The 13428-nt window shown below is 42.7% G+C and carries 11 protein-coding genes and 1 pseudogene; all 12 read left to right on the top strand.

The window, feature by feature from the left end:
* Positions 1 to 135: 135 nt before the first annotated feature.
* A complete protein-coding gene (locus J4864_RS02685; protein WP_211814503.1) occupies positions 136 to 1335 on the top strand; it encodes a CgeB family protein in 1200 nt (399 codons plus the stop codon).
* Positions 1336 to 1863: 528 nt separating this feature from the next.
* On the top strand, positions 1864 to 2931 hold the full coding sequence (locus tag J4864_RS02680; RefSeq protein ID WP_246479423.1) for an EpsG family protein: 1068 nt from the start codon (positions 1864 to 1866) through the stop codon (positions 2929 to 2931).
* Entirely contained in the window at positions 2928 to 3809 is an 882-nt protein-coding gene (locus J4864_RS02675) for a glycosyltransferase family A protein (RefSeq protein ID WP_211814501.1), read from the top strand. Before J4864_RS02680 ends, J4864_RS02675 begins: the two co-directional genes overlap by 4 nt.
* 195 nt (positions 3810 to 4004) lie before the next feature.
* Complete coding sequence (locus J4864_RS02670; RefSeq protein WP_211814500.1) at positions 4005 to 5120, top strand: glycosyltransferase family 4 protein; 1116 nt, start codon at positions 4005 to 4007, stop codon at positions 5118 to 5120.
* Positions 5107 to 6077 (top strand): annotated as a pseudogene (locus J4864_RS11960) (acyltransferase family protein). Before J4864_RS02670 ends, J4864_RS11960 begins: the two are co-directional and overlap by 14 nt.
* Before the next feature lie 320 nt (positions 6078 to 6397).
* A complete protein-coding gene (locus tag J4864_RS02660; protein ID WP_211814499.1) occupies positions 6398 to 7312 on the top strand; it encodes an O-fucosyltransferase family protein in 915 nt (304 codons plus the stop codon).
* A 289-nt stretch (positions 7313 to 7601) separates the two neighbouring features.
* Entirely contained in the window at positions 7602 to 7874 is a 273-nt protein-coding gene (locus J4864_RS11955; RefSeq protein ID WP_394371011.1) for a GxxExxY protein, read from the top strand.
* A 118-nt stretch (positions 7875 to 7992) separates the two neighbouring features.
* The gene (locus J4864_RS02650; RefSeq protein ID WP_211814497.1) at positions 7993 to 9198 is read left to right on the top strand and encodes a glycosyltransferase family 4 protein; all 1206 of its coding nucleotides are present in this window, start codon (positions 7993 to 7995) and stop codon (positions 9196 to 9198) included.
* 3 nt (positions 9199 to 9201) lie between these two features.
* On the top strand, positions 9202 to 9846 hold the full coding sequence (locus J4864_RS02645) for a sugar transferase (protein ID WP_211814496.1): 645 nt from the start codon (positions 9202 to 9204) through the stop codon (positions 9844 to 9846).
* On the top strand, positions 9843 to 10919 hold the full coding sequence (locus J4864_RS02640) for a hypothetical protein (protein ID WP_211814495.1): 1077 nt from the start codon (positions 9843 to 9845) through the stop codon (positions 10917 to 10919). The genes J4864_RS02645 and J4864_RS02640 overlap by 4 nt, the downstream gene beginning before the upstream one ends.
* Entirely contained in the window at positions 10916 to 11980 is a 1065-nt protein-coding gene (locus tag J4864_RS02635; RefSeq protein ID WP_211814494.1) for a lipid II:glycine glycyltransferase FemX, read from the top strand. Before J4864_RS02640 ends, J4864_RS02635 begins: the two co-directional genes overlap by 4 nt.
* Before the next feature lie 11 nt (positions 11981 to 11991).
* A complete protein-coding gene (locus tag J4864_RS02630; RefSeq protein WP_211814493.1) occupies positions 11992 to 13350 on the top strand; it encodes a DegT/DnrJ/EryC1/StrS family aminotransferase in 1359 nt (452 codons plus the stop codon).
* Positions 13351 to 13428 lie beyond the last annotated feature (78 nt).

Genomic DNA, 13428 nt, shown 5'->3' with positions numbered 1-13428 from the left:
CTTAGGAAAGCGAACTTATATCCAATGTGTGGAAGTTTTATTCCTGTAAAAGTCATATTCATTAGATTTAACCTTAACATCCTTCGTTTTATTATGTGATTTTGATAAAACACTTTAGGCCAATTATATACTGACATGAAAATTGTTATGATATCTGTGATGATGCCTGCTGTGGAAAATATTCGCGGTACGAGTGCATTGCCTTACCATTTGCTGGCTGGTAGAGATAAAAGTATAGAGGTGATTTTGTATTCGTATAATTTAAATAGGTTATCCAAGGTACAGATAGACTCTGTCGCAAAAGAACTGAATATAAAGATCCATTTATTACCAGTACCGTGGTGGTATAATTTTGTACTTAGATTCCTTTTGCCTTTTAGAATCTTTTTGAAGAATCCTATTGGAAATTATATCTCTTTAAGTACAGTACAATTAGATATTATTGGCAAGGAGAATGCTGACGGTATATGGATTTATGGAGAAGAATTATCTTGTGTCAGTAACCAGTTAAAGGATTTTAAGCGGGTACATACATTGCCTGATTGCGAGTCTTTGTATTATTACAGAATGTTAGGGAAACGCTTTGCAATGCAGGACAGAAAGAGATATTGGAGATCTGCCTTTATGTATCCCAAGTTCCTGAACATGGAAAGGCGTTTTGACACTTCTTCGAATATACATTATCATTTGGTTGGTGAAGCTGACGTTAGATTCCTAAAGGAAATTATCCCCGGTATCCAAGCTCATTTCCTGCGTCATCCCCATTATCAGCTGGCAGACCCGCCCAAGGACATAGCTTTTTCTCCCAAAATAAAGTTGCTGATCGCAGGGCAATATAATTTGTATATGCAGCAGGATGCCGATGAATTAATCAATTGTCTTTGTTCGTCCAGATGCACAGAAGATTTGAAAGAGCACTACGTGATAACGTTCTTAGGGAAAGGATGGGATACCCATGTCCGGCATCTTGAAGAAGCTGGATACGAGGTACATCATATTCGGTTTGCACCGAACTATATAGAGGAAATTATAAAGCACGATATCCAGATAACACCGATCAGCATCGGTACGGGCACCAAGGGAAAGGTGCTTGATGCGATAGCAAACGGATTGTTGGTCATTGGCTCTTGGTATGCGTTGGAGAATATAGCTGTGGAGCACGGTGTTTCCTGTCTGCAGTACCGTACTGTTGATGAAGTCATTTCGATGTTGAGAAAAATATATTTATGTCCCTCGCATTATGAGGAAATTGCGCAAAGTGGCAGGAAATCGGTTCTGCGCTTTCATGATGGGGAACTTACCGCACAACAGATGTTTTCTTTATTGCAGGCATAACCCTTGAATAAGTTTTCTTGTTCTGAAGATGTTGGAACCAGCTGTGGGAAAAGTATCCCGACAGGTGTGTGCAGCACTGACTTTAAGACATGACCTTTTGTGCGGGAGGAGATTGTTTCGCTTTTTTATAAGCGAAGCCCGAGGGGGGCAGAACTGTAAATATGATAGGCTGATTCATCCGGAGGCGTAAGCTGAGACACAAGGCAGACGCATTTCCGTACTATTCTGAAATACGATGATAAATCTTTGGATAAGGCATGGCTCTATGAGTTCTCATGTGAAGACAAGACGTTGATGCAATCATATACCATGCTTCGTTCAATGTCTTCGGACAGCGTACCATGTATTTTATGTGCGGTAACCAGTATAGATAGTATCTTCCGGATTTATTGCTGCGCCCGGCATATTATGGTAATGTCTGTTTTTTTTAATCTTAAGTAATCCATGTTGCTGTATATAGGACTTTTCTTTTTTATTCTTCTTGTTAATTATCTGGCTGACAGACATAAGACCAGACAGATACAAGGATTGTTCCTTTCTTTTCTTGTTTTGTCGGTGTTTGTCGGTGTCTCTGACATGCTTGGAGGCTACGACCGGTATATATATGGAGAGTTGTTTGATGAGGTTGCTTATATTAATACACATATAGGAAGCAGTTATAATGATGCAACTATTCTTAAATTGTATCCTTCTGAGTTTGGATACGCCGGTTTTAACATCCTCATTTCAAGTATATCCGGCAACAGGTATGTCTTTATATTATTGACGACCCTGGTTATTTATACCTTGTATTACTATTCATTAAAGAAATATTGCATCAACTTCTTTTTTGCGGTGGCTCTTTTCCTGGGTCTTATGTTCTTCTTTACTTTTACCTACCTGAGGCAGATGATAGGAGTCGGGATTGTCTGGCTGGGGCTGCAGTACATATATAAAAGGAATCCGTATAAGTTCATTGGATGTGTCTTGCTGGCTGCCACCTTCCATAACTCAGCCATTATCGTGTTGCCTTTATATTTCGTACCGCTGAAACGCTTTAACACAAAGCATATTATGGTTTTTATGTTTTTCTGTCTGTTGTTGGGACTTTCGGCAGTACCTTCTGCTTTGTTCAATATATATGGTGATGTTGCAGATATGCAGTTGCGCTCCATTTCTTATGCAGATCAGGAAGTTGGCTTCAGATATGAGTATATTATCGAGGCATTCATCTTCCTTTATATTGTAATAAAGAATTATGATAGGATACCTGATACGGAAAAGGATTCTGTTTTACTCAATGTTATGCTTGGTTTTTGTGCGATACTGTTGCTCTTTGTGCAGTCTCTGAATGGGGGTCGTTTAGGATGGTATTACCTGATCGGCGTCATCGCTACTCTGTCAACCATTTGCAATGACATGCATGTAAGCAGGAGCACGAAAATAATTGTCTTGGCAATCTGTTTCGGCCTGTTTGCCCGAATCGTCATGCAATGGGGCTATCTGCTGTCACCTTATAAGACTTTCTTTACAAACGGTGTGCGCGACTATGATCCTGTCTACGACAGATTCGAATATGACAGTCGATATGCGGTTGATAAATTCTATAAGAAATGATAACAGTTCTCACCCCTTCTTATAACAGGGCAGCCTATCTGGAGAAGTTGTATATAAGCCTGTTGAATCAAGACTTTAATGATTTTGAGTGGGTTGTTGTAGATGATGGCTCAACAGATGCTACCGGAGTGACCGTGGACAGGTTCGTCTGTGAGGGCAAGATGAAGATTACTTATGTAAAACAGAACAATGGGGGAAAGCACAGAGCCTTGAACAGAGGTGTGAAGGAAGCCAATGGTAGTCTGGTTCTGATAGTAGATAGTGATGACAGTCTTCCGGAGGATGCTCTGTCAACGATAAATAAATACTATTTGAAGATTAAGGACAACCCTGCCGTAGGCGGAGTCTGTGGTGTCATGGCACATCATGACGGCACTGTCATAGGAAGAAGAAGGATAGCTGAGTCTATGGATTTAAGTTCCATTGACATGCGTTATAGGTATGGATTCGAAGGAGATGTCTGTGAAGTATTTAAGACCGAGGTTTTACGAGAATATCCGTTCCCGGAGATAAACAATGAGAGGTTCTGTCCGGAGGCTTTGGTGTGGAACAGAATCGCAAGGAAATATCAATTACGTTTTTTTGATAAGGTAATCTATTTCCGCGATTATTTAGCGGGGGGGTTGACTTCCAGGATTGTCCGGATAAGGATGGATAGTCCTGTTGCTTCGATGATATGCTATGCCGAATTGAATGAACTTGACATCCCTGCGAGGTATAAGATGAAAGCCGCAATTAATTACTGGAGGTTCCGATTATGTTTCCACGGCCGTAAAGAGTATCCGAGATTGCGGGGAAGATGGAATCTTGTCGCTCCATTAGGATGGTTGGCTCATTTGACAGATCTTTTAAGGATAGCATGTGTCTCTCACGCATAGTCCCCCGTGTCTTATACCGGTTTGCTTTCTGAATGATAGATTCTGCAGTGCGTAAGTTCCATTGGGAGTTGTGTTCCCGACCGGTTGGGAATCGGATTCCCAACGTCCGGGAATGACATTCCCGCTGCTTGGGAACACTATTCCCATTGACAGGCATGAGGCGGGCTTTTTGTCAATGGAATAAGATAAAGGCGAATGAGAATATTACAGGTCATAACATCCTTGGAGATGGGAGGGGCAGAGACCTTGGTAGTCAATCTGATACCACGGCTGCGGGCATTGGGACATACGGTGGATTTGTGTGTTTTCAACGGTACGGAGACACCGCTGATGCAGAGGCTTAGAAGCATGTGCCCGGAGGTGAAGATCTATTCGCTGGGACGTGGTGTTTATAATCCTGTCTACATTCTCAAACTGGCAAAGATCATGCGCGGATATGATATCGTCCATACACATAATTCCTCCCCGCAGCTGTTCGTGGCACTTGCCAGCTTATATAATACAACGAGACTTGTTTCTACGGAACATAATACATCCAACCGAAAGCGAAATTGGAAATGGTATCGTCCGATAGAAAGCTGGATGTATGGAAGATACGACCATGTGATATGTATCAGTGAGATAGCAGAAGAGAAACTAAGAGAGTATATGGGGGGAGAGTGGCTTGTCAATTCTTCAAACAAGTATAAGAGAATTACTACCATAAACAATGGAATAGACGTTGGTGTTATATCTGAGGCAGTCCCTTGCAAGAATCTCCTAGAATTAAAGGGAAATCGAAAGTCAATCTTGATGGTAGCTGGATTTCGTAAACAAAAGAATCAAGATACTATTATTCGGGCTTTGAAACTTCTGGATCAAAATAAATTCGAGATATGGTTTGCTGGTCTAGGTGAGCGAATGGAAGTTGTAAGACGGCTGGCAGTTTCCTTAGGTGTTGATAAATGTGTGAGGTTTCTTGGATTGCGTACGGACATACCGAATGTGCTGCGGGCAGCGGATATTATCGTGATGTCTTCACACTGGGAAGGATTGAGCCTTAGCAATGTGGAGGGCATGAGCGCGCACAGACCGTTCATAGCATCGGATGTGAACGGACTGCGGGAAGTGACAAAGGGCTATGGCCTCCTTTTCCCGCATGAGGATGCTAAGGTGCTGGCAGATGAAATTAATCATTTGTCAAGTGATGAAGCTTATTATAATGAGATAGCTGAACGCTGTTACAATAGAGCTTTGGAGTTTGATATCAACAGAATGGTGAGCGGATATAGTTTTGTTTATAACGACGTAATCTCTAATGGCAGAAGATAGAATAGCATACTTGGATCTGGTGAAGTTCACAGCGATGCTCCTTGTATGTGTGGGCCACTGCTATGTTATGGAACAGGCATTGGAGAGTTCTGTCAGAGCTGTTATTTATTCTTTCCACATGCCTTTGTTTATGTTGCTGTGCGGGTATTTCTCCAGTCGCAGCTTAGAAGTCCCTATAAGAACTCTTTTTATAAAAAAGTGTAAACAGTTGTTGGTTCCGGTTATATCCTGTACAGTTGCAACCGTTTGTCTATGTGGGGGGGGATTTGTAGAGAAATAATTGGGTGTGTTTGGTTTCTTAAAACTCTTTTTGCTTGCTATTTAATAGCAAGAGTTGCCAAATATATTAAAAAACCTGTAGGGATTACATTTCTGCTTTCATGGGTAGCACTTTTAATCATTCCATCGGGTGGAACCTTGATGATAAATTTCCTGTATTTCTATTTTTGTATGGGATATTTAATTCATAAATATCAGACGGGCTTTCAAACCTATCGGGTTGCTCTTTTCTGTGTTTCGCTTTTCTTTTTTGTTATTGCAGTCTGCATGCGTTGGGCAAATCCATGTGATAAGGTTGATCTCAGTTTACTTGTTTACAGTCCGATGAAGTTTATGATTCAACTTCTGGTAGGTTTTACTGGTTCAATAGTTGTCATAGGAATCTGCGAGCTGATTTATAAGATATTTGGGAATGAACAGATAGGAAGGCATGTCTTATCCGGGCTTAGTACGGTTGGAAGATATACTCTGGGCATATATGTCGTCCAGACTTTTATGATAGAGCGGACATTGACAGAATATGTAAAATGGAATGAAGTTTTTATTTCATCGGCTTTTACAGACTTTGTTCTTATCCCTCTGATCGGTAGTGTCATGTGTTTTGTATGTTATTATGTGGTTCGACTAACGCAGCCCATTAAGATAATAAACATCCTTTTTTATGGCGGACAGAAGTGATGCCCTTCTCTTTCTGATCCCCTCTGGAGTTGTGCCCGGCACGGTGTGGAGTGAGAAACATGTAAGATAATCACATTGATGTTTCCTTTTCCTATATGGAATTTAGGAGGATTTTTACTTGCAGTCGGGTCTCTATGGCTGAAATGACATGGGAATGTAGCCGATGGGTCAATGAATGAGTATTCCAAACTGTTTGTTTCAGCTTCAGATTGCGAGGACGAGAGATCCATTCGGGAGGAATTGTCAGACTTGAATATCTATATATGCTAAGAAGAGATTTTTTCGTCAAGCTCATAGATTGCTGTTATCGTGAACCGTTGATGAAGTTCAGGATAATGAAGGAGAAAGGGTTCTCTTTGTACAGAACGAGTAATACTTGTCCGTTTGTATTTATGGTTGACGGCAGGATTCCGCATGGTGGGATGTTCGACAGGCTTAAAGGACTTATCACTGTTTTTGCTGTTTCCAAAGCATTAGGTAAACCGTTCAGGTTGAATTGGAGCTATCCGTTTGTACTAAGCAAATACCTTGAGCCGAATAAGTATGATTGGATAATTGATGAAAGCCAAATGACCTTTGGCCTTCTGTCATATAAGAATATTATAGCTTACGGGGAAATCGTAAATCCTTCCCGCTTATGCAAGAAACGTTCGTCGGAGACGCATTTCTATTATGGCTATGACTCCTTGGACAAGGTGAATGCTCATTTTGGGACAGATTATAAGTGGGGGGAGTTGTATAGAGAACTCTTCCGCCCGACGGCTTATCTTCAGCGTTATCTGGAACGTTATCGGACGGAGATAGGAGACAGCTATATTGCAATTCATACCCGCTTTATGAATCTCTTGGGCGATAAGACCGAGACAGCAGTTAATCCGGAGCTGGATTCTGACAGCCAGAAGAATGCGCTGGTGGCTTCTGCCGTCAATGCTATAAAAAAGATCTCTTCGCAGCATTTCGGTATGAACGTCCTGATAGCTTCGGATTCTATGGTATTTATTGAGGAAATAAAAAAAGCAATGCCTGATGTATATATAGTGCCCGGAACGGTAAAGCATATAGATACTGCCGGTGAAACTGATGATTCGGAGAATATAAAGATGTTCACAGATTATTATTTGATCAGCGGTGCGCAAAAGGTATATAGCTTATGGCATGAAGGAATGTGGAAGAGTGCATTCCCTGAGTATGCGGCAAGGATCGGGAATGTGAGTTTTGAACGTGTTGAGTTCTAAAGTAGGTAGGGGAGGTTGTTTCGCATTACTGCTGCAGACCTATCTTGGGACAGTCTGTTGAAAGGGCTGCTGAAGTTGCTGGATCAGCACTTTGAATTTATCGGTGGAAAAATATACTGAATGTGCTTCGCATTATCGAGATGTCTTCACATTGGGAAGAATTGAATTTCAGCGGTGTGATTGAATGAGTATGTATAGACTTCTCATGGTATTGGTTTTTACGGCCTGCGTAATATGAACGTGCTTTTGTATATGAGATCCGGAGAAGAGGACTGTCCGTTGAAGAGCAATATCCGACGGACGTGTTATAAACAAGGAGCAACTTGATATTGGAAATTTCGTAGCAGATATGGCAGTCGAGAGCAAAGTAATTGTCGGGTTAAAGGCTGCTTCCTGTATTCTCAACAGAACATTCTGCTCAGTTAATAGCTGCCTGACTACAACCGGTATGGAAGCGGGGTATATTCTGGACTTCGGCAGAGATAGAAAGTTTGGGCGGCGGATAGATCCCGGCAGCCTTACAGGAGTATTTATTGTTTATGGATTACATCTTCAATTGTGAAATTACTAAGCAAACTTATGAGTGTTGTCGGCTGAGTTGCTTATATGTAAATTGTCTTCGACATCTTAATTTTAGAACCAGCCTAAAAAGAGTGCTATATTGATTTGTATAAGCCGTTATGGGAAAAAAGAAAATAGTAAGACTGACCACTGCAGGCGAGAGTTTAGATGACCTTTTGGTAGGACAGTTGAAGTACCTTAATCAGCATTTCGATGTTGTTGCGGTCGCAAAAGATGATGGTCGGTTGCAAAAGGTAAGAGGTAGAGAGGGAGTCAGAGTAGTCAATGCACCTATAGAACGTCCAATTTCTTTATGGAAAGATCTTGTTTCTTTAGTCTGGCTGTTTTTTTTCTTTCAGAAAGAAAAACCATGGTGCGTTCATGCCAATACACCCAAGGGATCTCTGTTGGCTATGGTGGCTGCCTGGTTCTGCCGTGTCCCACATCGGATTTATACGGTTACAGGCCTTAGGTATCAGGGAGCAACAGGGGGATTGAGAATAATCTTGCAGACTATGGAGAAAATAACTTGTGCCTGTGCGTCTAAGGTTATTCCGGAAGGAAAGGGGGTTCTTGAAACTTTAAAGCAAGACCATGTCACGAAGAAGCCACTGAAGGTAATCTGGAATGGTAATATTAATGGAAAGGATACTTCTTACTTCTCTGTCGAGAGGTTGCGTGAAAAATGCAGCTTAGATAATGGGAGGAAACTTTTGGATATTCCAAGGGAAAGCTCTGTGAAAGAAAGCCTCCGCAGGGAACTCGGCTTCGAGTCGGAGGATTTCGTTTTTGTTTTTGTCGGCAGAATTGTCAATGACAAAGGAATGCGGGAACTGTCTTTTGCTATGCAGGGCTTACTTGGAGGAAAACACCCCCTTCGGCCGAAACTGCTTCTGGTTGGGAACTTTGAACCAGAACTCGATCCACTGGATGCTGAAGATACATCTTTCTTCATGCATAATCCTTCGGTTCGATTTGTAAACTATCAGAAAGATGTGCGCCCTTATCTTGCTGCTGCTGATGCCTTGGTGTTCCCTTCTTATAGAGAGGGGTTTCCTAATGTGGTCCTTGAGGCGGGATGTATGGGATTACCGTCTATCGTAACTGATATAAATGGTAGTAACGAGATTGTGCGAGAGGGAATAAACGGACGTATTGTTCCTCCTCGTAATCCAGAAGCTCTGCTTGCTGTCATGGAATGGACGTTGTCGCACCCCTCAGATGTGGCACGGATGGCTCAGAACAGCCGTAGGATCATCCAGGAAAAATATGAGCAGAAAGATGTATGGAAGGCTTTGAAAAATATGTACACATCACTTGATTAGTATATGTATAGGTGTTTCTTCAAACGGGCAATAGATTTCAGCGCTGCACTTGTTGCATTGCTGGTTTTCTCACCTTTGTTGTTGACTGTCACGATATGGCTGCATTTCGCAAATAAAGGTGGAGGAGCGTTTTTCCTGCATTCGAGGGCAGGATGGCATAACAAGGTGTTTAATGTCATAAAATTCAAGACCATGACCGATGAGAGAGATGAAGAGGGAAATCTTCTGCCTGATGGACAGCGATTGACGAGAGTCGGCCGATTCGTCCGCAGCACTTCTTTGGACGAGCTTCCCCAATTACTCAATGTGTTAAAGGGAGAGATGTCATTAATCGGGCCAAGACCTTTGTATGCTGATTTTTTGAAGTGCTACGATAGTTTTCAGATCAGACGGCACGAAGTGCGGCCTGGCATCACGGGATGGGCGCAGGTAAATGGCAGGAATTTTGTGAAATACAGCAAAAAGTTTGAATACGATGTATGGTATGTTGATAATCTCTCTTTTTCACTTGACTTGAAGATTCTATGGATGACTTTTCTTAATGTCATAAAGAGAGAAGGAGTAGGAGAAGGAGAAGTGCAGGACGAGATGGTTGATGATTTAGGGTTTGGTGAAAAACTCAGGCAGTTAAGGAGGAATGGTAGATGAAAGAATATGGTTCTGATTTTCATTTTCTGAACTTTCCATGTGTTGCTGGTGGAAAAACTCTGTTTGATTATTACCCAAATGCTGTGTTCTTGGCTGATGGTCGACAGGCCATTGAATCCCTGATAAATTACTATAAATGGAAACGAATTTGGATACCTGAATATTTCTGCTGGGAAATCATTGCGTATATTCTCCTACATTGTGAGATTGAAGTAAAAACATATCAGGATAACCCTGTTGTCAAAGACCATCAATTTGTTGGTCATCTACCCTTCCAAGAAGGGGATGTTTTGTTGTGGATGAATTATTTCGGGTTAAGAGAAATAAAACGGATCAACGTTCCCATTCCAGTCATAGAGGACCACTCCCATAATATTTTCAGCGAGTGGGTCCGGAAAAGTAAGGCGGAATTCTGTATAGCGTCTTTACGGAAGACACTACCTTTGGCAGAAGGCGGTATACTCTGGAGTAACAGCAAGGATTTGTCAGAGCTAGGTTCAACAATAAAGGAGACCCTGTTGAACGAAAAGGTTGCTCGAACAAGATGGCAGGCGATGGCAGAGAAGGCACTGTATCTTTCCCAGGATAATGAAGCCTCCATCCCTGACCTGAAAGACTCTTACAGAGAAAAGTTTCTTCGGACAGAACAAAGTTTTGGTAGTCTGCCCGTTAGCCGTATTTCTTCTCTGGACAGACAGGTCTTAGAAAAAATTGACATTAAGGACTGGAGTGAGAGGAGAAACCGAAATTGGAAGATAGTGGTGAAGCAATTATTTTTCCTCCTGAAGGAAAACGGAATTCGATTGTTAGTGCCGGAAAGCGAATCCTTGATCCCTTTCTCACTTTTGCTTTTGTTCCCAGATAAAATGAAGCGTGAGCGGTTTAGGAAAGGTCTGATAAGCAAATCTATTTATCCGGCTGTCTTGTGGGAGATACCGGAGACCTGTTCTCGTGAGTCTAGAATTGTTTCGGATGGAATATTATCAATACATTGTGATGCTAGATATAGTGCTGATGAAATAGGAGAAATGGGATGCCAAATCTGTACTTTGCTAAAATCTTTTGAAGAATGACGAGGATAATTGATTTTGAAAATAGAACGGAATGGGACAAAATCGTCAGGTCTTTCCCTGATTATGATGTATATTTCCTTAGTGGTTATTTAGCATCTTTTAAAGTTCATGGTGATGGAACGCCTATCTTGGTTTATTACCAGAGAGGGGGATTGAGGGCCGTATGTGCCTTTATGCTCCGGGATTTAAATGATGAGGTATGGGCACAAAGGTATATTGGAAAAGGTGTTCTTTTTGATGCTATTACCCCATACGGATATGGCGGTTGGCTTTTAGATGGAAATATTTCAGAGGAACAGGTAGGAACTTTCTGGTCAGAAATAAGCACGTTCATGAGGGCGCATCATATTGTTGCGGCCTTTACCCGTTGGTGTCCCTGGTTGAAAAATCAAGAGCTTTTGAGAGGATGGTCAAATGTCATAAACCTGGGTAAAACAGTTTACATAGATTGTTCTTCGGAAGAGGTCATTTTCCAGAACCTGAAAAGCAAGGATCGTACAACCATAAGAAAAGCTATAAAGATGGGGATAGTGGTGGAGCATAGTGAAGACTTTTCTCTATTTGATAAATTCCGTAGTATTTATAATGCTACGATGGATAAAGATAACGCAGATCCGTATTATTATTTTGGATCTTCTTTCTACGAGTCTGTAGCCAAGGATTTGCCTGGAAATTGGAAGATGTTTTATGCTGTCTTCAAAGGTGAAATAATTGCCATGAGTATTATTCTTATGTGCAATGGCAGGATGCATTATCACTTATCAGGTAATGTGCAGGAGTATCGCAGTCTTAATGCTACAAATCTTATTCTTTATGAAGCTGCCAGGTATGGAGCTCGACATGGATATAAGATTTTGCATCTCGGAGGTGGCGTGGGGAGTGGTGAGGATCCGTTATATAAGTTTAAAAAAACATTTAACAAAAAAGGGGATTTAGGTTTTTGTATCTCCAAGGATTGTTTTGATAAGGAAAAATATTCAGATCTGATAAAGCTTCGGAAGATGTCTACGCCATCTTTTGATGTGACGGCATCCTTCTTCCCACTTTATAGATTGAAATAAAAGAAACAAAGATGGAACGAAAACGTATTTTACTTTGTCTCGCTCACATGAGCGGTAATGAGATGAGATACATCCAAGAGGCGTTTGATACCAATTGGGTGGTGCCATTGGGGCCGAATGTCAATGGGTTTGAAGCAGATCTGAAGCGGTTTGCGGCATCCTCCGGTCGTTCCCGGAGAGGGGACGCCTCTGTGAAGGAGGTATATCCACAGACGATCATGCCACATGAAAACAACCCGGAGGACCTGTGGAGGGAGTCCTTAAAAGGGATGGAGGAGAAGCACGTCGTGGCACTCTGTTCGGGGACGGCAGCCGTACATCTCGCTTTGGTGGCATTGGGAGTGACGGCAGGTGACGAGGTCATCTGCCAGAGTTTCACCTTCTGTGCCAGTTCACACCCCGTGACTTACCAGGGCGCTACGCCTGTCTTTGTTGATTCAGAGCAGGAAACATGGAATATGGATCCTGTGCTGCTGGAAGAAGCTATCAAGGACAGAACAGCCAAGACCGGTAAGAAGCCGAAGGCTATCATCGTAGTTTATCTCTATGGGATGCCTGCAAAGATCAGGGAGATCCTTGCCGTGGCGGAGAAGTACGATATTCCGTTGGTTGAGGATGCTGCCGAGGGACTGGGTTCAAGATATGAAGGGCAGGTGTGCGGAACATTCGGTGCCTATGGTGTCCTGTCGTTCAATGGCAACAAGATGATCACCACTTCTGGTGGCGGGGCTTTGGTCTGTCCTGATGAGGAAGCGCGCAATAATGTGATGTTCTATGCGACACAGGCGCGCGAGGGTTACCCTTATTATCAGCATGAGAAGATCGGTTACAACTATCGCATGAGCAATGTCTGTGCGGGTATCGGTCGGGGACAGATGACGGTGCTCGACGAGCACATCGCCCACCACCGGCACATCGCCCGTCTGTACGACGAGGCTTTCAGCGAGATAGAAGGCGTCACTTTCCATGGCAATCCTTCACCGGAATATGATTCCAATTATTGGCTGAATACGATTACACTTGCGCCTTCCGTTAAAGTGAAGGAGCAGGAGAGTGCCTACAAGACGACTGTGAAGGGTGCTGTCGGCGGTGCTGCCGGTGTCGTCCATTCCGTAGGCAACGCCCATACAGATTGCGAGCCGAATGCGAATGTCGAGGCGATGCGTGTCTTTCTTGACAAGGCGAACATTGAAAGCCGTCCTCTGTGGAAGCCCATGCACAGGCAGCCATGTTATCAGGATTGTCCTGCGTATGTCAATGGTGTCAGCGAGAGTCTTTTCAAGGTCGGCATGTGTCTGCCGAGCGGCCCGCTGGTCTCTGACGAAGATGTGAAGTATATTGTGGAGACAATAAAGGGCGCTATCGAGTAAGCATCCTCTTTAAAGAAAACAGTTTTAAGGGCTGACGTCGTAGATCTTCGTGTCTGCGGTGCCAGCCCTTCCTGTGTT

This window comes from Prevotella multiformis (assembly GCF_018127985.1).
Lineage (GTDB): Bacteria > Bacteroidota > Bacteroidia > Bacteroidales > Bacteroidaceae > Prevotella > Prevotella multiformis.
This window is presented reverse-complemented; position numbering and strand designations above follow the sequence as displayed.